Raw genomic sequence first — 21,122 nt, forward strand, 5'->3', positions numbered from 1 at the left:
TTAAAATTATGTTAATTTTTTAATTAAGGAGTATATTATGGTAAAATCTACACAAAACTTGCCTTCATTGGAATGGAAGGGAGTCAATCCACATCACGATTGCCACAGAGCATGTGAACGAGATTCATGGACTTCGGTCACTGAGGCACTATGCAAACACAAGTGTGATTTGTTTGTGAGGTCCCCATCTCATTCACAAACACCAACGCTTAGTGAGAAATTAGCAGCTAGTGCAAATAATCTCCTTGATGAGAGCTTAAAATTATCATCTATGGCAGATGAAATACACGCTCAAGATCCAATGTATCTTTAATCACAACAAGAAAAGAAGATATTCAATATCTTCTTTTTTTAATACGATTACTTCGATGCTAGCTACTTGATTCTTGCCAAGGGTTCTAAGGCATCCACATTAACCTATAGACTTTGTATAGTTCTCAACTGACGTTAAATTCTGGGTAAAATTATGTAAAGGGCAATTCTGCCCTTATATATCATTGCGAACAGAGCGTAGAAAGAAGCGGAAAAATACTCTGTGGAGTTTGACACTGACTTTGACTAAAAACTGAGTATGAGAGCAGCTAGTATTGTGTTAAAATAAAAATTTTTGATACGGAAAACTGGTTCTAGTATCAGCTGCTTGGATAACAGAAACGAAGTCATACATAGAAAATAGGTTAGGTATTCTCAATTTTTGTTGTATACTTAAATAAAAATCTCACTTTTACAGATGGATACAGTAAAGTTTGTTTTATTACTGCCAACAATATTACTCATGCTAGTTGCTGGTGTTTACCTATCGGTTAAACTAAAATGGCTACAGATATTTAGATTGCCGTACGCCCTTTCACTCATTGGAGTTAAAAGAGGGGAAAATAAATTTTCTTCTATAGCCGCCCTGTTTACAATCTTAGGGGGAAATTTAGGAGTAGGAAACATTTCAGGAACTGCTGTTGCTCTAAAAACCGGAGGACCGGGCTCTATTTTATGGATGGCAATAATTATTGTTATCACTTCTGTGATAAAATATGTCACTTGTTATCTAAGTATAAAAACCAGAAAGGAAAAGAACGGACGGTTTATAGGTGGCCCTGTAGCCTACATGGCTGATGCATTTAATTCTAGGAAAGCTACAATTGTGTTTCTGGTTGTTATGATGATGGTTTCAATAACAGCTGGTAACCTTGTTCAGGTAAATTCTCTATCAATACCACTTAACATGATAGATGTGCCTGTAGTCATTGGTGGCATTGTAATGGCCATAATATTTTTTGTTGTTGCAGTTCTCAGCTTAAAAAAAATTAAAATTTTTATATCGGCTATGATACCGATAATGACGGTAAGTTACCTCATACTTTGCGGTATCATATTATTTAAGTTTAGTGAAAATATCCCTCCTTCTCTAAAATTAATAACAAGCAATTTTTTGACAGCTAGTAGCTTTAACTCTGGTTTATCTCTAGGTTTGATTTTAGAAATGTTGACTATTATTCAAGTCGGAACTTTGCGAGGTATTTTTGCAACAGATATAGGGCTTGGCCTCGAAGGAGTCGTACATTCTTCAATTGTTCCTAAGAAAAATAATAATAAATTTATTATTGAGCAGAGTCTAATTACAATAATATCGCCTTTTATAGTTGCATTTATAGTGTTTATTACAACAATGGTACTGCTTGTCACAGATTCTTGGGTCACCGATTTAGAGAGTACTAACATGTGCATATTTGCTTTTAGAAAAGCTATGAATTGGCCCTATATTGACTATTTAATTATGGCCATAATGTTTTGTTTTGCCTTTACTACTATTTTTACTTGGTTTTTTTGCTCAAAACAGACAATACGCTATGTGTCTATGGATAATAAATACACTAAAATCTGGATTGTAATTTTTACCATGATCATTCCGCTTGGTGCGATAGGTAAAGTCCGGTTGCTATGGGATGTCGCTGATATCTCGATTGCTGCTTTGTTGTTTATCAACATACTTGCTATACTCAAGCTAACTTCTAAAGATCCAGAAGTATTCACTATGAGCAACAGATATTTAAAATTAGGCGCCAACTAAAAGTTGCCATCTGAGTAACAACACAACCTTCCTTAATAAAAATTCAACCAATGCTCGTGATAATTATATTAGCTAGTATTAGCTAGAACTAAAGGCAGAGGGTTATTAGTGAGGGGTATATGAATACTAACAATATACAACAAAAACACATTTATAATGAGCGCGTTCAAGAATTTTTTCCTTTATTTGATGAAATAAAAAAGGAAGACGACCTAATTTATAATGTTAGAGTTGATTTTAACATAGTAAAGTTTTTAACAGAACACGCCGACTGGAATTGGGACGAAGATGAAAACAAAAATAAAGCATGTGGAGTTATTCTTCAGGAATGCAACAAGACAGCTAGACAAGAGCTTGAAGATAAAGCTAAAGAAGAGTTGAATAAGTATATTACTAGTGCTAATAACATTAATGATGATGTTGAAGATAAAAAAGTTTCAATATACGGTAATCATGCCAGTATTACACTGGAGGATAACAAGAAAGAGTTCAAAATCAGCGAATTTTTAAACAGTGATTTTTGTCAGAAGAATGGAATCTCGGGATTTTCAACGTTGCATAGTGATGGAAAGAGCGGAATGCATGGTTTTGTTGCCGAGGAAGGAGGGAAAAAAATAAGACATTATGTCGTAACCGATGGTTCATATGAGATGACTCTGAAATGGTACGCGAAAGGGGAAGAATGCAAGATCAAAATTAAGATTGATGCTAACGGTGTAGACCTTGTTAAAGGTGATGATTTTTCTCTAGAACGGTTAGAAGCGAATCAAGATGTAAAAATAGGTGGTTTATTCTTGCATGAAATAAAATTCAGGGAAAAAGGAAAAGTGAATGAGGTGCAACATGACGGAAAAGACAATCAAGTCCTTAACAAATCATCTGAAATCGCAATAAAAAGTAACAGTAGAGATATTGAGCAAGAGGTCAAAAAACCTGTTCAAAAACACCAAGCTACTCATATGAATCGAGAAATTGGGTCTCAGACCCCTTCGCTGCCACCACTTAGAATTACACCTGAAAAAGATGTTTTCAATGAGCAAGGGAGTGGAAGCCAAAAACCAGATGGCTTGCGCGGAAATGAGCAAACATCTAATAATCAGCAAAAAGGTGCAACTTCTGATCCTTCGGACAGTTCTACTTTCACCAAGTCTGTAAGCCACAATCAAGATAATAGACAAGAAGATGAACGGTATGACAATCCTACATTTGGACATGCTGTACCTGGAAGCCAAAAACCAGATAGAAGTGAGCAAACACCTAATAATCAGCAACAACCTAAAACCCAGCAACAAGAAGGAAATAGCAAAGGCGATCTATTACAAGACATCAGAAATTTCAAGAGAAACAGCTTACGGCGCACTGGTGTTGTTGATGGTAGCGGAGCATCAATGGAAGGAGGCAGGAAAAATGAATCAACGTCTTCTATATTAGAAACATTAAAGGACAAAGTTCCTTACTTGCCTTATTCAAATATACATGAACATGACAGTGATAACCGTGGTGCCAGTGATGCTGAGTGGGAAGAAAGTAAACAGCCACTTTCTGTTCCAAAACCCAATAGCAAAAGTGACTCGGGCTATTCACCTCAAATTCATGCTCAACCTCAAGTAGATCCTGAGCAGCCAAAGAGGAGCTTAGAGAACATTGAACAAAGTGACCAAACTCCACCTGAAAATCTTCTTAAAGAAATCAGAGATAGATCACAGCAAGATAATAGAGGATTAAGGCAAGTTGATCCTACTGATAAACTGTCACAAGATAAAGAAGATGGGTTGCTAAAAGACAGTTCAACAGATGTAAAAACAAACGATTCGGGCTATTCACCTCAAATTCATGCTCAACCTCAAGTAGATCCTGAGCAGCCAAAGAGGAGCTTAGAGAACATTGAACAAAGTGACCAAACTCCACCTGAAAATCTTCTTAAAGAAATCAGAGATAGATCACAGCAAGATAATGGAGGATTAAGGCAAGTTGATCCTACTGATAAACTGTCACAAGATAAAGAAGATGGGTTGCTAAAAGACAGTTCAACAGATGTAAAAACAAACGATTCGGGCTATTCATCTCCAACTCATGCCAATCATGGACAATCTCAAGTAAATCCTGGACAGTTAAAAGCGAGCCTAATGAATGTTGAACAAAGAGATGACACTCTACTTACGGAATTTACCAGTAAGTTGGATAAAGAAACTCAGAAGTTCCCACTAAAACCGGTGGATCAAAAAGGAATTAGTGAACAAACCAAAGAACATTTATTAGCAGCAGGATTGCTAAAAGACAGTTCAACAGATGTAAAAACAAACGATTCGGGCTATTCATCTCCAACTCATGCCAATCATGGACAATCTCAAGTAAATCCTGGACAGTTAAAAGCGAGCCTAATGAATGTTGAACAAAGGGATGACACTCTACTTACGGAATTTACCAGTAAGTTGGATAAAGAAACTCAGAAGTTCCCACTAAAACCGGTGGATCAAAAAGGAATTAGTGAACAAACCAAAGAACATTTATTAGCAGCAGGATTGTTAAAAGACAGTTCAACAGACATAAAAACAGTGGCAGAACAAGAAAACAATGACACTAATTCAATTGTAGATAAAAATAGTAATCTATATAAATTACTAGAGAAAGATGAAGCACAACTGAAAATTGGAGTAATAGAAGAAGAAAGAAAAGATACTTTAACGGAACACACTGATAGTTATGATCGCAATAGAATTGCATTAGGTAACAGAAATAAAAGGCCACTGGATTGGACTAAACGTATTGCTGAGTCACAACAAGAAAAAGATACCAATAAAGGTATTTCAATATAAATTGAGGTTAGGGAATGTTCAAAAAAGCATACGCGTCAAGTTAAGGCCCAATATAGCACCATTCTGATACAATGTTGAACATTTTTTTTTGCATTTTGAATTCTATGGTATTTTGTTTAACATTGAAGCAAGAGTCCAGGCACTGCCTTTGTGTTTGAGGCAAAACCGGCTATAACACTTAACACACTGCCTTTGCAAACAAATGTTCGTGCAGCTATATGCTGCACACTAGAATAACAGAAAGCAGAAACCTTACTTAATTGGTTTAAGGTGATTCGCACCCCTTCCCTTTTGAAGAAAAACACTCAACTATAGGAGAAATAATATATTCATTCACTTTTTCAGCAGCAAATGATGTAGCTCTGATTGCAAATATCCCTGCAAACGGCGCTATTACCCCGCCAACAATGTTGCAAAAAACGTAAAATTAGAGAAAAGCATTTCTCGAAAACTTCTATGTCCAAAAACAAGAGTGCCATTTATTTATAGTGCCAACAATCAATTAACCATCAGTTTCAATGAATGATATGAACATATTATTTCAAGGAAAGTTCATGGGAAATAAGAGATTAGCTATACGGATTAGCTGTAGCTATGAAACTAACCGGTTGGCAGAAAAGTATTTGTTAGATGCTTATGAAAAAGCCGTGTCAAAGCAAGTAAGCCAAAAAAATTTAAAACATAAAAATGGGATTCAAGGAGGATCAAATGGTAACAGTGAGTTTATATGCAAGAGTTTCTTCGGGGAAACAAGCACAAGAAAATACAATAGCAAGTCAAGTTGCAGCTTTAGAGAAGCAAATTAGTACGGATGGATACAAATTATTAAGTGAGTATAAATTTATTGATAATGGCTACAGTGGATCTAATCTAGTCCGTCCTGATCTAGAAAAGTTACGTGATAAAGTAACAGAAGGTAAAATTGATAGAATTTACATTCATTCACCTGATCGCTTATCTAGAAAATATGCATATCAAATGGTATTACTTGAAGAATTTGAGAAAGCAGGAGCAGAAACGGTTTTCTTAAATTATGAGATTAACGATAATCCAGAATCTCAATTGCTGTTACAAATGCAAGGTATGATAGCAGAATATGAACGAGCGAAAATTATGGAACGAAGTCGTCGCGGAAAGATTTATGCAGCTAATAAAGGTTGTGTAAGCGTAATGGGAGGAGCTCCTTATGGTTATCGTTATATAGATAAATATATGGGAGGAGGACAAGCTTTATTTGAAATAAACGAAGAAGAAGCTAATGTTGTTAGGAAAGTATTTTTGTGGATAGGAAGAGAAAGGACAAGTATTGGGGAAGTGTGTCGTCGGCTAAACACTATGTCTATTATAACACGAACAGGAAAAAAGTACTGGGATAGAAGTGTGATTTGGGGTATGTTAAAAAATCCTGCTTACAAAGGACAAGCGGCTTTTGGTAAAACAAAAGTAGGTATAAAGTTACAACATATCAGACCACAGAAACATTCTTGTGAACAACCGAAAGATAATTACTCTACCTATTCTGTTGAAAAAGCAAATTGGATTTATGTTAAAGTGCCAAATATAGTGGACGAAGATGTATTTGATATAGTTCAAGAACAATTAGCTGAGAATAGAAAAATAGCAAGGACAAGAGAAAGAGGAGCAAAATATTTACTACAAGGTTTAATCGTATGTAAGCGTTGTCGTTATGCATATTACGGAAGTCCTGTAAGAAATAAGCGAGGAGAAAAAATTGATCATTATGCTTATTATCGTTGTATTGGTAGAGATTCTTACCGTTTTGGTGGTAATAAAATTTGTGATAATAAACACATTCGTACAGATGCATTAGAAACAGCCGTTTGGGAAGAGGTTAAGCATTTATTGAAAAATCCAAATAGGGTTTTAGAAGAATACAGGCGTAGACTTTCAGAGCTTAAAAAATCATCATGGGATCAAAAAAGCGATTTACTAGAGAAACAAGAAAATAAATTAAAACGTGGTATTGCTAGACTTATTGATAGTTATGCTCAAGAATATATTAATCAAGAAGAATTTGAACCACGAATTAAAGCAATGAAACAAAGTTTAAAAACAATTGAAGAGGAGAAGAAAAGGATATTCGATCAAAAGAAATTAAAACAGGAATTAACTTTGGTTGTAACCAATTTAGAAGACTTTTCTTCCAATATTACATCAAACCTTGATAACGCAGACTGGCTAACTAAACGTGATATTATTAGAACGTTAGTCAAGAGAATTGAAATTAACCTTGAGGACGTAAATGTGGTATTTCGTGTAAAAGAGCTACCAAACTCTCCTGGAAATAATCGAGAAGAAAAGAAAAATTTGCAACATTGTTGGCGGGGTAATTATACCTCCTTGCGGGGTACCAGCAGTTGTGGGGTACAAGGTTTTTGATTCTAGGAAACCAGCCTTTAACCAACTATGGAGAATTTTTCTCTCCATAGGAATGTGCTTCATAAGCCATTCATGGTTAATGTTGTCAAAGCACCCTTTGATATCACCTTCTAGTATCCATTGTGGTCGATTGCGCCTTGCCAGTAATAAGTGACAAGCAACAATAGCATCCGCGCAGGATCTTTTAGATCTAAAGCCATAAGAGTGACGATCACTGATTGTTTCAGCTATCGGTTCCAGAGCAAACAAATATAATGCTTGCATGGCTCTATCTTTTATCGTGGGTATTCCAAGAGGTCTTCTTTTGCCATTAGATTTACTGATATAAATTCGTTTTAGCGGAGAAGGTTTATACCCTCTTTGTTTTAACTGCTTTATTCCTTGAAATTTAGCATTGTAAGTTGACCATAGTTGACGATCTACACCTGCTGTGTTTTTTCCTTGGTTTTCAGTTACTCTTTTAATGGCTAAAGCTTTTCCACTAAAAGAGCGTGTTAAGAGATGTTGTAAAGATTTTACCTTACTCCATCTTCCTTCTTGAACAGCCTTAACAATACGCCTTTGTAGCCTCATAACAACCTTTTGGCATTTCTTCCATGGCAACTGGTTCCATGCTTCGGAGCTGTTGGTAGGTGCACTTACAGTTTTACTTGTAATCATCTGCTTTCCTACCTTAAGTGGTTGACAAAGTTTCTTGTCACGAGGGACCAAATGGAAGTCTGCTCGTTTTCACGCGAATTAATGTTACAAATTCTATCCATTTCGTTACAAAATGGCATTCGCTTTCTCCATTTTCCTTTACCTGCATTTTCATCAGCGTTCCTTGCGGTTTGCTTGCCATATAGGCGGAAATACAGGCTTACCCTGTTCCTTCTGTCATACAACAGTGGGTTAGGTGACTTCTCTATACCGGTGGAGTTATTATTTGCGTACATCTAGAGATGAAAAATGTAACTTATCCACATTACCTTTTGGTCAGAGCTTATCAGCATCTTTAGCTCTTCAATTTTTACGATACTTACGAAGCTTCACTTACGTTCACCATACCACTAGCCTAGCCCTCCAACCACATGATGCTTGTAGTTTATGCTCCTCTTACGATTACGCATCTTCTTTTTCAAGAGGAGGTTCATTGTCCGCATCGCTCGGCACCAACCGGTTACCCGATTCGCACTGATGCGTAGACTCAGATGGCAAAACATCTGGTTTAATAAGTTTTAGAACTCTTTCAGTTTCTTTCTGAAGGAATTCCTCTCCCTTTAAACAATATGACCGAAGACTTTCAGGTCGCACCATCTCGCAAATGTATTGAGCACCTGTAGAATCTCTACAGAGAACATCAACAATACTTTGCTTTTTAGAGGCAATATCAGGGTCTTGAATAGTACTTAAAAACTCTATATCCTGTATTGCATTTTTGCCAGCAAAACCCAGAATATCGTTGAGGAAGTGAATGAGGATATCTTTATTCTTTTCAGTACCAAAGATACGGCGAAAGGCGACATCATTCTTTGGATCGAGAAACTTCGAAAGAGCCATAACGAACTAACCTAAAAAGCATTAATAATTATACACAATTCTGAAGAAATATTCAACTCTTTTGTGTTTGGTCTATTAAAGTGGTAAATTTAGCTAAATTTCAAGAGTTGGTAAAAAACTACCTTCATAGATGACCCTAGAATGCTACTACGCATCTTGGATGTCAGTTATCATCTTTTACAACTGCCTCTGTAAACCCTCTAAAAAGCCCAGCAAATGAATTCATGAGCTATAAAGAGCTTTAAAAACACTTATTTTTGGTGCAAGAGCCTAACAAAAGTGCGAGCGTCATCTAGCTCTCACATCTTTCATAATAAAGAGCTTGAAGTCAACATTTTCATAGTAAATTTATGCTAACCTGTGCAATAATGTGTAGTTTATTTCTGTTAGCGGCATGGCAAAACGTACTACTATCTCCATAAGGTACAAAATAGCACAAAATATAAGAAGCTGGATATTAAAGCGGAAATATACCCAAAAAGATTTAGCAAATAAAACAGGTATAGAATACTATACGCTGCTAAGGTATGTAAAAGGAAAATGTGGCATTCCAACTGAAAAGTTAAAACGTATAGCAAAGGCATTGTCAGTTCCTATTAGTAATCTACTTCCTCCATCAAGAGAAGACAGTTGTTTTGATAAAGATAAGGCGCAAGAGACGTACGATTTCATGGGAAAATACATGAAAACGATAAATTAAGTGAAGTAAGATTTGTAAGCTTAGATAATTCTTTTACACCTTCATCACCAATATTGTTATTCGATAAATTAAGTGAAGTAAGATTTGTAAGCTTAGATAATTCTTTTACACCTTCATCACTAATATTATTTTTTCCCAAGTTAAGTGAAGTAAAACTTGTAAGCTTACCATTAGCTAAAGCTTTCGCACCTTCATCACTAATTTTGTTATCATTTAAGTGAAGCAAAGTAAGATTTGTAAAATTACCTTCAGCTAACCCTTTTGCACCTTCATTACCAATATTGTTACCATTTAAGTGAAGCCTTTCAAGATTTTTAAGATTACCTTCAGCTAAAGAAGATCATTAGAGGGAAAAGAGGAGCTTGATGATTTGGAAGAGAGCTTAATTGATGAAAGATAGCGCTATGTGTTTCCAAAATTGTGCATAAAAGTAAAACAAAACGAAGGTTAACAGTTGCGTCTTTTTCGCAAGAATAGCTGATAAATGGATTTATGGAAAAAAGGAGTGCCTGAACTATGAAAACATTTACAGGAGAAACTATGAGAAAAAGAACATTAACTGTTACCTGTCGATATGAGCCTGATGAGTTAGCAGATAAACGCTTATCGGATGTATACGGGCAACTGATAGAGAGATTGATAAAGAGAAAAAAAGAAAATAGAGAGAAAGAAACAAATGAAAGTAGTGAGTTTATATGCGAGAGTGTCATCGTGCAAAAAATTAAGCATAGTACGACAAATACAAGTTTTCTTGTCGTTTTAATCTGCACAGATTGCGAAGTTAAATGAAATAGCTTCAGTTTCATGATAAGGGGGCTGGCGAAACTTGTCAAGTAAGTTTTTTCGTTTCTGCGGGCTACTTCTCGACACCAGTGGTGTTAAGTATTCGTACAGTTATTGGTATTATTAAGATACTCCCTAATCTTCTTTAAATCCTCCCAGGCTAAACGTTTTTGCATTGGCTGACGCAGTAGGTAAGCTGGGTGAAATATAGCAGCTGTAGTGATTGAGTGAGATAAATATTGGTTAGTGTACGTATGAAATCTACCACGCAAATTCGATATAGTTTTTGTGCTGTCAAGAAGGCTATAACACGCAATTCCCCCGACCAAAATTAGAATTTGCGGTGAAACCAGTGCAACATGCTTCTCAACAAATGGTCTGCACATATCAAGCTCTAGGTCGGTTGGCTTTCTATTGCCAGGTGGGCGCCAAAATACGGTATTGCTTATGTATACCTTAGTGCGATCAAGATTGATTGCATTTAACATTTTATCGAGCAACATTCCACTTGCACCACAAAATGGTATGCCTTGAAGGTCTTCATTTGCTCCTGGAGCTTCACCAACGAGCATAATTTTTGCGTTTGGATTACCATCGGAAAAAACAGTATTAGTTGCAGTTTTTTTTATCTCACAACCTTCAAATGATTCAACTGCACTTCTTAGTTCATCCACACTACTACATTTACTTGCAAGTTTCCTTGCTTCAATTATCCAATCACTTGGAAACATGTCTTTTCCATCTTTAGTGTCACCCCAGCGCGTATCTGCATCTTTCTTCTGGGTCCCGGTTTGGATAACAGAGGGTTGCACACCCTCTTTGCTCTCCAACTTTTTTTCCCCTTCACCCTCTGTTAGTGTGCAATCAACGCCCACTTCATGGTAAAATTTTAATAATTCTAGGTCTTCATTGCTCATAATGCTTTTTAACCTTTTGTGCTTTTTTCATGGCCATATCATACTTTAATTTAGATAAATGTCTAATATATAATATGCCATTTAAGTGATCTAGCTCATGCTGAATACACCTTGCGAGCCAGCCGCAAGCTTTTAGCGTCTGTTCCTCATTATTTAAATCCTTATATTTCACAGTCAAATATTTTGGACGCTTAATTTCATAGCTTTGCTCTGGAATTGAAAGGCACCCTTCTTTGAGAATTACTTGTTCATCGGATAATTCCGTAATTTCAGGGTTAATCATGTAAAATTTGCCAGTCGATTCATACCCTACTGGCTCGTCTTCAGCTCGAGAGAGCTGAATGTCCATAACAAAAACTCTCCTCAGCACTCCAACTTGCACTGCAGCAAGGCCAAGACCTTCTGCATCGTACACAGCTTCGAACATGTCGTTTACTAATTCTTTAATTTTATCGTTTATATCTGTTACTTCACTGGCACGTGTGATTAGTCTTTCATCAGGGGCAATTACAATTGGTAATATGGACATAAAAATTATAATTCTATGTTTTGCTTTTCCTTTTGTCCAGAATTTAGTGTATATTAAAATGTTGCTATATCTATAATAGAAATATAAATTATTAAAGAAAGCTACAATTTAAATGAAATTGCGTAATAAGGTTAACTAATGTACTCTGCAGTAATAGCAAAACCAAAGAGAAACGTTTTTGCTGTTTTAGACATAGGTACAACAAAGATTATTTGTCTAATCGTTAAAATAAATGGCAACTTCAGCTATAAAGTAACAGGAACGGGCTATAAGATTGCAGAAGGTGTAAACGGTGGGTCGATAACTAATGTAAAACACGCAAATTACTCCATCTCATCAACTATAGGTTTAGCTGAGCAAGTGTCAGAGGAAACTATAGACCAGATATATGTGAACATTGCTGGATGTGGCATCTCATCTTTTAATGTACATAATGAAATCATTGCAGCTAATCATGAAATTTCTGACCGGGATATAAAACGTGTAGTTTTTCAGACGTTTGAGAAATATATTGAAGAAAATGTTATCATTCACAATATACCACTGAAATATCACTTAGATGACATGACTGACATAAAAGAAGTTGGTGGATTGTACGGAAAAAGACTATCTGCTGATGTTAATGTTGTCACTGCTTCGCGTCCAGCGCTTACCAATATTGAAAACTGTATTACCAATAATGGTGGATTAAATATGGCAGGTTGTATTGCTTCTGCATATTCTGCAGGTCTTGCCTGTCTGAGTGAAGATGAAAAAGAGCTCGGGACTGCTATTGTTGATATAGGCGGTGGGTGCACTGCAATTGGAATTTTCAAAAGAGGGAAACTTGTGTATGCAAGCAGCGTTCCAATTGGTGGCGTTCATATCACTCGAGATATTGCTTACGGGCTATGCACAAGCATAGAACGTGCAGAGTATATAAAAATACTGTATGGTAGCACTATCGTAACTTCAATAGATGAGAACGAATATATTACAGTCCAAAATAGTGAAAATGATGAACCTACTCAAGTATTTAAATCTGAGCTTATTAACATCATAAGACCAAGAGTTGAAGAAATACTTGAAATGGTAAGAGAGCAATTTCAAGAGCAGAAAGATCCAATTAATAAAGTAGTGATCACAGGTGGAACTAGTCAACTCACAAGCATGAAGGAAATTGCAGGCTATATATTCAATAAGCAAGTTCGAATTGGGTGCCCTGAGTCTTGTAGCGGTCTTGATGGCGAATATGATAAAAATCCTGTATTTTCTGCTGCTATAGGTTCTATAAAGCTAATAGTTGACACTTTTTATAAGAATAACTCTGGAATGCTCGGTCAAGATGGTAAAATAAGTAAGTTGTACCATTGGGTTAAATCAAAAGTTACAGTCTAGATTTCTGTTTTACCACTTGTCATACAAATGACTTGACACTAGGATCCATAGGGCTTATTTTCATAATACGTAAAGTTATTACATTTATGTACTTGCAAGTAAGCGTACCAATTACAATAAGACATGGAAAATATGAACATAACTATACACTCACAAGAAGATTTTGAATTTATGCGCAAGGCTGGCAGGCTTGCTGCTGAAACTCTTGATTTCATTGCACCGTACGTAAAGGTAGGGGTGACAACTAATGAGTTAAATGATCTATGTCATGATTTTATAATTAATGCAGGTGCAATTCCAGCACCACTAAACTATAGGGGGTATCCAAAATCGATTTGCACTTCAAAAAATGCAGTTGTGTGCCATGGTGTTCCCGATGATAAAACGCTTAAAGATGGAGATATTTTAAATATTGATGTCACGGTGATTTTAAATGGTTGGCATGGTGATACAAGTCGCATGTTTTGGGTTGGCAAGCCATCAATAAAAGCAAAACGTTTGTGTGACGCTACTTATCATGCATTGATGGAAGCAATTAAACAAGTTAAACCCGGCAATAAGTTAAATGAAATAGGGCTTGCTATAGAGCAATATATTAGAGATTTTGGATATTCTATCGTACGCAGCTACTGCGGACATGGTATAGGAAAAGTCTTTCATGCTCCACCAAATGTAGTGCATTTCTATGATCAAGATGAAAATCTCATCTTGAAGGAAGGTATGTTTTTTACAATAGAGCCAATGATTAATGCTGGAAAACATGAGACTCTGCTCAGTAAACTCGATGACTGGACAGTTACAACACGCGATCTTTCACTTTCTGCTCAATTTGAACATACGCTCGGAGTAACTAAAGATGGTGCTGAAATATTCACATTATCACCTAAAAATTGGCACTTCCCACCATATAATTAGATTTTTTTAAACTCTGCTATACTGCAACTATACTTGGATCTTGAAGAAAGCTAATCCTTAATTTGCGATATAGCAACTAGCCCAATTAATGCACAGAAAATCATGTAAAAACTAGCTGAAGTCTCTTGTCCTGTAACTTTGATAATTGTTGTGCATATAAATGGTGCAAGGCCACCAAAAAATCCAGCAGCTATATTTCTTGACAAGCCAAATCCGCTGTACCGAACCTTTGTTGGAAATAATTCACACATAAATGCACTGACAGGACCAAGCGATGCAGCTATTGGAATTATAAAAAGAATATGTGCCGTAAAAGTGAGTAAGTAATTGCCACTACATAACATTGAGAAAACTGGATAACTCACTATTACAAAAGCTATAAATGCAAATTTCATAACTTTTTCTCTTCCTACCTTATCAGAAAGTATTGCAAACAATATTGTCAATCCTCCGAGCGCAATTTGACTCAGTATTTCTACCATATGGTTAAAATGAGTATTTATTGTTGATGTAAGCACATTGAAAAATACCAGATATATGTAAAGAGATGAGTTTTCAACTATATCAACCCCAACTGATATCAGAAAAGGTTTTTTATAGCTATTCAATAACTCTTTTAATGGCAGTTTAGATGGATTTTTCTGTCTTTTATACTCTGGGCTTTCATCAAGTATATATCTCATATATATGCTGATTAATCCCATTGCTAAACTGAAAATGAAAGGTAATCTCCACCCCCAAGATTCAAAATCAGATACTTTTTTGCATATGAGTACTGCTATCAGGCTTAATACTGAACCAAAAATTGCGCTTAATACTTCAATGCTGCCAAAAAATCCTTTTTTGTTTTTAGGAGCGTGTTCTATTAAAAATGGTGCATTTCCTGCTTCTCCTCCAAGGGATATACCCTGCAATAATCTTAAACAAACTACCAGCATTGACGCTAGTATTCCAATGCTTTGATAACCTGGAACAAAAGCAATTAATACAGTTGATAAAGTCATTAATATAATCGAGAGCAATAAGGCAACTCTTCTGCCATGCTTATCACCAATGTGACCAAATATAGCAGCGCCGACTGGTCTCATTAAGAAACCCACTGCAAACACTCCAAAAGCCTTCAATACGCTGGTTAGTTGATCATCCGATGGAAAAAACACACCACCTATTATGTTTATTAAGTGGCCAAAAAGCATGTGGTCATACCACAATAAAGTGTTACAAATCAAACTTGAAAATATTACTTTTGTTATTTGCTGCATAATTTTCTATAGTTTGTTTAGTATTTAGTAATATACATTACTTTTTTTTATATAATAGAAAAATTTGAACATTATACTAATAATAGTATCTTATTAAATCTTAATATTTTTATATCATTGACTATATTCAAATATTTTTATATTATTGCCTATATATTTCCATATGTTTTAGTGGGAAGCTATTTTTATTTGTATGCACAGAGTCTTTTGATGGAGCACTATGACACACACTCCAGTTTTGTTAAAAGAGATGCTATCACTACTATCACCGCAGGATGGTGGTATATACGTGGACGCCACATTTGGAGCTGGAGGGTATAGCAAAGCAATATTGGAGTCAGCTGATTGCAAGGTATATGCAATTGATAGAGATGAAACGGTAACTAAGTTTTATGATGATTTAAGCGTTAGATATCCCGATAGAATAAAACTATTCATTGAGAAGTTTAGTAATATTAAAAGTATACTAAGCAGCGTTGAGCCATCTCCTGTCATCCCAGTACTTGATACTGGAAAAAATAACTGGTCACGCGCTGGAATGAAATCAAACGGAGTGGATGGGGTGGTTTTTGACATCGGAGTTTCATCTATGCAGCTTGATAACGGAGATAGAGGGTTCTCATTTTTACATGATGGTCCACTCGATATGAGCATGGATAACTCTTCTTATATAAACGCTTCAACGTTTGTTAACGCTTTACGTGAAGAAGAAATTGCAAATACTATATATAACTACGGAGGAGAGCATCATTCTCGCAAAATCGCAAGAGCAATAGTAAGTGCACGGAAGAAGAAAACTATCAAAATTACATTTGAGCTTGCGAACATTGTACGTTCTGTGGTGTTCCGTGGAAAAAGCAAAATTGATCCTGCAACCAGAACATTTCAGGCAATCAGAATATGGGTAAACGATGAGCTGGGAGAACTTGAGAGGGGCATTAAAGCTGCATCTGAAATTTTAAATGAGAATGGCAAATTAATTGTTGTCACCTTTCATTCTTTGGAAGATCGTATAGTCAAAACTTTTTTTAAAGATCTATGTGAGCCAAGATCTACTGATTGTAAGACATTCTCTCTTCTAAATAAAAAAGTGATCAAAGCAAGTATAGAAGAAGTAAGTGCAAATCCGCGTTCACGCTCAGCAAAACTAAGAGCTATACAGAAGTTGTCATGAGAACTTTCTGCATCATCTCAATAGTTATGTTTTTTCTTAGCATTGTAGGACTATTTAAGATAAAACTACATGTTCAGTCATTAAATAGAGAGCTAATAAAAATAAAAAGTGAAATTAGTTTAGTACAAAGTGATATAAAAGTTTTACAAGCAGAGTGGAGCTATTTGAATAATCCAAAAAGACTTGCAAGCCTTGTAAAGAAATACCTAAAAAATAACTCTTTAATACTGGCTAGCCAGGTTAAAAATCTTGACTCTTTAAATGGCCGCAGTGTGTTAGCACAACTTAAAACCCAGAGTTAAATTGGTTATACTAAGCTTTATCTTTTACAGATAAGCACACCACAATAAACCTTACTTTAGTATGAAATTGCTTGCGTAAGATTTTGGCAGCCTCTTAACATTTTTTGGCATTTCAATTACGTATTTAACGTTGCGTTTTTTTGCGTAGAATACTGCTTTTTCAAGAGAATCAAACTTTAATACAATCTGTTTTTTTGGATCTTTTGAGCCAACCCACCCCATTAAAGGTTCAATGTAGTAAGAACCAGATTCAATTTTTAGGTGCCAGAGATTTGTATTACCTAAACCAGATTGTGTTGCAGTTTTTGTTGGTTTATAAATCCTAAAAACTACTTTATCATCAATGCCCATAGTTCTTGTTAAATAAGCTTAAATATACATCTAAATAAATCCTTTCACAAACAATTAGTATGAAAGAATGAAGTTTGAAATAAATATTTTTATGTTATATTATTATTAAATTATATTAAAAGGATTAGCTGAATAGGAGTAATCGATGACGCAACAAGAAATAGTAACAATTAATGCAGAGTTACGTGATATAACAAAAACAAAAGCGATGCATTCTCTAAGGAAGAAAGGAAACATCCCTGGAATCATATATGGAAAGGGTCATGATAATGTAAATTTAACATTGTCTGCAAAGGAATTCACGAAGCAATATAAATCAGGCTCTCTTTCTGCACATTTGATAGAGCTGAATATTTCGGGCAAAAAGGAATATGCTCTTGTTCGCGATATCCAATTGCATGTAGTAAAGGATACTGTGCAACATGTTGATTTTCAATTTGTTGATAAAGGCAGCGAAATTAAAATAGACATACCTCTATCATTTGTGAATGAAAGTAAAGCTCCAGGGATCAAGTTAGGTGGAGTGCTTAATGTTTTGTGTCGTTCTATTGCTGTTAAATGCTCTCCTGATAAAATACCTCAGGTTATTGAAGTTGATTTATCCGGTAAAATGATTGGCCAGTCTATACATATTAATGATGTAAAATTACCAGAAGGTGTTAAGTTTGTAGCTCATGAAGAAGAAAATTTTACTATTGTTACAATTTCTGCTGCCGATAGTGACGTTGAAGAACCTCAAGCAGAAACAGAGTAATAGTGCATCTGATAGTTGGACTTGGTAACCCTGGTGGTCAATATGAGTTAACTCATCATAATATCGGCTTCATCGTAGTTGATAAAATTTACAAATATTGGAATTTCCAGTCGTTTTCTAAAAAAGCCGATTATCTAATAACCTCTGGCATAATTAATGATAATAAAATCATGTTAATAAAGCCTTATTCATTTATGAATAATTCAGGCATCCCTGTTGCAAAAATACGAAACTTTTACAAATTATCGCTAGATAATATCGTTGTCATACACGATGACGCTGATTTGGAAATTGGAAGAATAAAAATAAAGAAAGGTGGTAGCTCTGCTGGACATAATGGACTTAAATCCATAGATAGTTTTATTGGTAATGATTATTGGCGCTTGAGATTTGGAGTGGGTAGACCTGAAGATGAAAAAAGCTTAGCAGATTATGTATTATCAAAATTTTCAAATTTTGATAACGTTACTCCCTTAGTGGAAAAAATAGCAAAAAATATACACTTAATGCTGCAAGGAGATAATACAGCTTTTATCAATTTGATTGTATAATATTATGAAACACAAAACTAAATTTCACACAATTAAAATAACAGATTTCTTGTACTACCTCCCAAGCCACAACTGTCATTCAGTGGAAACAAAAAACTTCCTTGACAAACTCCGCCAGCCCCCTTATTATGACAATAAGGGTATTTATGACTCAAAACTTGTTTTTGACCTGCAGGCTTAATGACAAAATTCAGTAAAAAACTTAGGGTATTTTTTGGCGGATTACATAAAATTATAGCGGCTGCATGTCTTTTAAATTTTTTCTACATTCAGCCAAATCGCGCTTATTTTAAGCGTTAGCACATTATTACAGCGCCAGTTTAAATTATTATAGGGTCAAAACTCGCACCACGGGAGTTCTTTGCCTTTTTTTTCGTTTGGTAAATTTCTTAATATTTATGGCTTGGGTTAGTTACAAATTAAGAGCAATATTCACTAGGGAGGATGTCATCCGAGTAGCTTGACTACTTGGATCCAGGAAAGTTTGCTTGTGAGCAAGCAAACTATAGCTAACCCAAGTAAGGTTTCCCCGAGTGCTAAAATCAATAGCCGAATTGATATCGGGCCAAAAGTTCTGCAGAGCTTTTCTTATGGCATGCTTGATGGCAAACCATAACTTTTCAATTGGATTTAAATCCGGCGAGTATCTTTGTCTTTGCACATATTGCCAAATTTTTCAATTATCTTTTCTCTTGCTTATCTTCTCCATAGTCATTTTTTTCTCGTCTACTACTTTCAAAACACGTTCCCTCAGATCCTCACTTTGGCATCATTCTACCTTATCTAAAGCCATTTTATACCTTTTTATCCCTTCTGGGGTAACCTTTTTTCAGTTAGCTAGATAACCCTAATTATGAATTAACAGACAGTAGAATCGAAAGATTATTACAAGGAAAAGTCTACACAGATCGACCTTTTTGTGAATCTGCGTTTCTGCTTTCTTCAACTTGTTTTGCAAAAGATGTTTCCTGTTTGCCGATATGCTGAAGTGGCTTAGCAATTTCGCGCACAACGGCAGTAACTGCTGTTAAAAATGTTTTTAACAATGCACCTAAAGCTCCACCAACTGCTTCCCTGCCATATATATGAGCTTGCTTTTCGTTATCGTCAGCAGTTTCTCCTGCTCTCCTTCTTGGATCCATCCTATGAGCAATCACCGAAAACAACACTCCCCTGATTGAAGACTTCACTCGTTTTTTTGCTTCATCATCATGTGCTGTTTCATGTCCATGACTTAAGTGTTTAGCGTTCATTAGCTCCTTTTGTTGCTGGGCAAACATGCTACTTAATACTTCTTCTATTGCTTGCTTCCTTCTTTTCTCTCTAACCCTTTTCATAGATTCTGATTTATCGCGAGTATGCTTTGTGGTTTCAAATTCTGCATCAATATCTTCAGACGCAGCCTGACTATATAAAGTCTCTATGAGCCTGTCTATGCTTCGCTTTATTTGCATAGTCCTTTCGTAACTATCCAAATTATCAATTCCTTCGTCGATCTGATTTAGAATATCCTCAAAAACTTTTAAATAGTCTTGAATATACTGTATTATGTATTGCTTATCTTCCTCTTTGTATTGTTCTTCTTGATTTTCATTTTCTAAACTTCTCTCTCTTCTGTCATTGTTATTTTCTTCAATATTACCACCGTCTTCCTCGAAAAGGTTTTCGTCGTTCATGATTTTTTTTAATTTAGTTAAAATTCTCACCAGTTACTATTGTATATGAAAAAATTAAATTAACATTAATGAAAAGCGTTTACAACTTCAGCACTCGCTAAAATTACAGTAAAACTGTCAAAAGCAGCGGGGTCATAATATCTCTCATACAGTTCAACTGAACACCGTAATCTGATCTTTTCCTTAGTGTTAAAATTAATTTCATAATCATTATTAGAGTTTAATATAGCAGAATTACGTAATAATTCATCAGCTAATACAGAGTCTAAAATTCCATTAATTTTTATCGTAATGTGTCTGCTTCCAGCACAATCGAGCACTTTTCTCCAGCCAAAAGAAGAAATATCTTTCACCTCTTCTCTGTTATTACGCAAAGTAAACCTTAGGTTTCGTATATTATTTAACACAATAAAATTATTGTCATGATCTTTAATTTTTAGCTGTAATTTGCTCATTATCGCCTCCTTTCATTAAAATATCAAAATTAATTGTTGAATGTAAAATTTCATCGTGCTGACTCATAGCACAATTACTTTCCAAAATAGTTTCATTATCAGAATATTTAATACTCTTAAGTATCAAGTTAATATGCCTTATAATGGCAAACATACTGCCTATATGATGGGTATATATGTCGCATGAAAATCTTGCCTTTGTAGCAAAATTGGACAGCATGTGCAGATTATTATAATTCACTACATGCAATCTCAGGTAAGGAATGGTGACCTGTTTAGGTAAGTAGTCATAAATGTTAGTAACATATTTCCTTAAATCAGAGTTTGCTTTTAGTGCTGCATAAATACTATTGTACAACTCGTTTATAGCTTGAATTTTTTCCATGATTAATCCTCGAAAGATATATAGCTAAAACATAAGCAGCGTTTCCCGATACAAACTCGTCATCCCGCTGCTTGTTAGCGGGATCTATGTGAGATACCGTGACGGTATGACGTAGGACTGCTGTCATTCCGCTACTTGTTAGCGGCTGAGATACCGCGGCGGTATGACGGT

22 protein-coding genes and 1 pseudogene are annotated in these 21,122 nt (G+C 35.4%); 12 read left to right on the forward strand and 11 right to left on the reverse strand.

The window, feature by feature from the left end:
- Positions 1 to 37: 37 nt before the first annotated feature.
- The 3 genes from OOK92_RS02485 to OOK92_RS02495 all read left to right on the forward strand — a co-directional run bounded on the left by OOK92_RS02485 (position 38) and on the right by OOK92_RS02495 (position 4,881).
- The gene (locus OOK92_RS02485) at positions 38 to 313 is read left to right on the forward strand and encodes a hypothetical protein (RefSeq protein ID WP_264736122.1); all 276 of its coding nucleotides are present in this window, start codon (positions 38 to 40) and stop codon (positions 311 to 313) included.
- Positions 314 to 730: 417 nt separating this feature from the next.
- On the forward strand, positions 731 to 2,065 hold the full coding sequence (locus OOK92_RS02490; RefSeq protein ID WP_264736123.1) for an alanine/glycine:cation symporter family protein: 1,335 nt from the start codon (positions 731 to 733) through the stop codon (positions 2,063 to 2,065).
- 119 nt (positions 2,066 to 2,184) lie between these two features.
- Complete coding sequence (locus OOK92_RS02495; RefSeq protein ID WP_264736124.1) at positions 2,185 to 4,881, forward strand: hypothetical protein; 2,697 nt, start codon at positions 2,185 to 2,187, stop codon at positions 4,879 to 4,881.
- A 341-nt stretch (positions 4,882 to 5,222) separates the two neighbouring features.
- On the opposite strand, the gene OOK92_RS02500 is transcribed toward OOK92_RS02495, so the two are convergent.
- Complete coding sequence (locus OOK92_RS02500; protein ID WP_264736125.1) at positions 5,223 to 5,360, reverse strand: hypothetical protein; 138 nt, start codon at positions 5,358 to 5,360, stop codon at positions 5,223 to 5,225.
- A gap of 208 nt (positions 5,361 to 5,568) precedes the next feature.
- Here OOK92_RS02500 and OOK92_RS02505 point away from each other — a divergent pair, with 208 nt between their 5' ends.
- A complete protein-coding gene (locus OOK92_RS02505; RefSeq protein ID WP_264736126.1) occupies positions 5,569 to 7,281 on the forward strand; it encodes a recombinase family protein in 1,713 nt (570 codons plus the stop codon).
- Here OOK92_RS02505 and OOK92_RS02510 read toward each other — a convergent pair.
- Both OOK92_RS02510 and OOK92_RS08405 read right to left on the reverse strand, forming a co-directional pair.
- Complete coding sequence (locus OOK92_RS02510) at positions 7,168 to 7,941, reverse strand: reverse transcriptase N-terminal domain-containing protein (RefSeq protein ID WP_264736127.1); 774 nt, start codon at positions 7,939 to 7,941, stop codon at positions 7,168 to 7,170. The genes OOK92_RS02505 and OOK92_RS02510 overlap by 114 nt on opposite strands.
- A 633-nt stretch (positions 7,942 to 8,574) precedes the next feature.
- Positions 8,575 to 8,820: pseudogene (locus OOK92_RS08405) on the reverse strand (PD-(D/E)XK nuclease family transposase); the annotation flags it as partial.
- 394 nt (positions 8,821 to 9,214) lie between these two features.
- Here OOK92_RS08405 and OOK92_RS02520 point away from each other — a divergent pair.
- On the forward strand, positions 9,215 to 9,520 hold the full coding sequence (locus OOK92_RS02520; protein WP_264736129.1) for a helix-turn-helix domain-containing protein: 306 nt from the start codon (positions 9,215 to 9,217) through the stop codon (positions 9,518 to 9,520).
- On the opposite strand, the gene OOK92_RS02525 is transcribed toward OOK92_RS02520, so the two are convergent.
- The gene (locus OOK92_RS02525; protein WP_264736130.1) at positions 9,489 to 9,746 is read right to left on the reverse strand and encodes a leucine-rich repeat domain-containing protein; all 258 of its coding nucleotides are present in this window, start codon (positions 9,744 to 9,746) and stop codon (positions 9,489 to 9,491) included. The two genes, OOK92_RS02520 and OOK92_RS02525, sit on opposite strands and share 32 nt — an antisense overlap.
- 290 nt (positions 9,747 to 10,036) lie before the next feature.
- On the opposite strand from OOK92_RS02525, the gene OOK92_RS02530 reads away from it, so the two are divergent.
- Positions 10,037 to 10,309 carry a hypothetical protein gene (locus tag OOK92_RS02530; RefSeq protein ID WP_264329155.1) on the forward strand — a complete coding sequence of 91 codons (273 nt, stop codon included), beginning with the start codon at positions 10,037 to 10,039 and terminating at the stop codon, positions 10,307 to 10,309.
- An 89-nt stretch (positions 10,310 to 10,398) separates the two neighbouring features.
- On the opposite strand, the gene OOK92_RS02535 is transcribed toward OOK92_RS02530, so the two are convergent.
- The gene (locus tag OOK92_RS02535; protein ID WP_264736131.1) at positions 10,399 to 11,220 is read right to left on the reverse strand and encodes a uracil-DNA glycosylase; all 822 of its coding nucleotides are present in this window, start codon (positions 11,218 to 11,220) and stop codon (positions 10,399 to 10,401) included.
- Positions 11,210 to 11,749 (reverse strand): peptide deformylase, encoded by a 540-nt coding sequence (gene def / locus OOK92_RS02540; RefSeq protein WP_264736132.1) that lies wholly within the window; start codon positions 11,747 to 11,749, stop codon positions 11,210 to 11,212. The genes OOK92_RS02535 and def overlap by 11 nt, the downstream gene beginning before the upstream one ends.
- 138 nt (positions 11,750 to 11,887) lie before the next feature.
- On the opposite strand from def, the gene ftsA reads away from it, so the two are divergent.
- A complete protein-coding gene (gene ftsA / locus OOK92_RS02545; protein ID WP_264732303.1) occupies positions 11,888 to 13,126 on the forward strand; it encodes a cell division protein FtsA in 1,239 nt (412 codons plus the stop codon).
- A 132-nt stretch (positions 13,127 to 13,258) separates the two neighbouring features.
- On the forward strand, positions 13,259 to 14,041 hold the full coding sequence (map, locus tag OOK92_RS02550; RefSeq protein ID WP_264736133.1) for a type I methionyl aminopeptidase: 783 nt from the start codon (positions 13,259 to 13,261) through the stop codon (positions 14,039 to 14,041).
- Between the two features lie 50 nt (positions 14,042 to 14,091).
- Here map and OOK92_RS02555 read toward each other — a convergent pair whose 3' ends face one another.
- Positions 14,092 to 15,303, reverse strand: a complete 1,212-nt coding sequence (locus tag OOK92_RS02555) for an MFS transporter (protein WP_264736134.1) — start codon at positions 15,301 to 15,303, stop codon at positions 14,092 to 14,094.
- Positions 15,304 to 15,523: 220 nt separating this feature from the next.
- Between OOK92_RS02555 and rsmH the strand changes: the two genes are divergently transcribed.
- Together rsmH and ftsL are read left to right on the forward strand one after the other, a co-directional pair.
- A complete protein-coding gene (gene rsmH, locus OOK92_RS02560; RefSeq protein ID WP_264736136.1) occupies positions 15,524 to 16,477 on the forward strand; it encodes a 16S rRNA (cytosine(1402)-N(4))-methyltransferase RsmH in 954 nt (317 codons plus the stop codon).
- On the forward strand, positions 16,474 to 16,779 hold the full coding sequence (ftsL, locus tag OOK92_RS02565) for a cell division protein FtsL (RefSeq protein ID WP_096617865.1): 306 nt from the start codon (positions 16,474 to 16,476) through the stop codon (positions 16,777 to 16,779). Before rsmH ends, ftsL begins: the two co-directional genes overlap by 4 nt.
- A gap of 51 nt (positions 16,780 to 16,830) precedes the next feature.
- Here the strand turns inward: ftsL and OOK92_RS02570 are convergent, their stop codons facing one another.
- Entirely contained in the window at positions 16,831 to 17,130 is a 300-nt protein-coding gene (locus OOK92_RS02570) for an ETC complex I subunit (RefSeq protein WP_253309377.1), read from the reverse strand.
- 145 nt (positions 17,131 to 17,275) lie between these two features.
- Between OOK92_RS02570 and OOK92_RS02575 the strand changes: the two genes are divergently transcribed.
- The gene (locus OOK92_RS02575) at positions 17,276 to 17,884 is read left to right on the forward strand and encodes a 50S ribosomal protein L25/general stress protein Ctc (RefSeq protein ID WP_250295275.1); all 609 of its coding nucleotides are present in this window, start codon (positions 17,276 to 17,278) and stop codon (positions 17,882 to 17,884) included.
- 2 nt (positions 17,885 to 17,886) lie between these two features.
- A complete protein-coding gene (gene pth, locus OOK92_RS02580; protein WP_253309378.1) occupies positions 17,887 to 18,435 on the forward strand; it encodes an aminoacyl-tRNA hydrolase in 549 nt (182 codons plus the stop codon).
- Positions 18,436 to 19,334: 899 nt separating this feature from the next.
- On the opposite strand, the gene OOK92_RS02585 is transcribed toward pth, so the two are convergent.
- From OOK92_RS02585 to gp17, 3 genes are all read right to left on the reverse strand, one after another.
- A complete protein-coding gene (locus OOK92_RS02585; RefSeq protein ID WP_264736137.1) occupies positions 19,335 to 20,111 on the reverse strand; it encodes a hypothetical protein in 777 nt (258 codons plus the stop codon).
- Positions 20,112 to 20,176: 65 nt separating this feature from the next.
- On the reverse strand, positions 20,177 to 20,566 hold the full coding sequence (locus OOK92_RS02590) for a phage tail tube protein (protein ID WP_182159821.1): 390 nt from the start codon (positions 20,564 to 20,566) through the stop codon (positions 20,177 to 20,179).
- Positions 20,541 to 20,951 (reverse strand): tail completion protein gp17, encoded by a 411-nt coding sequence (gene gp17 / locus OOK92_RS02595; RefSeq protein ID WP_264732286.1) that lies wholly within the window; start codon positions 20,949 to 20,951, stop codon positions 20,541 to 20,543. The genes OOK92_RS02590 and gp17 overlap by 26 nt, the downstream gene beginning before the upstream one ends.
- Positions 20,952 to 21,122: the final 171 nt, after the last annotated feature.

The sequence above is a fragment of the Wolbachia endosymbiont (group A) of Rhinocyllus conicus genome (assembly GCF_947250775.1).
GTDB lineage: Bacteria > Pseudomonadota > Alphaproteobacteria > Rickettsiales > Anaplasmataceae > Wolbachia.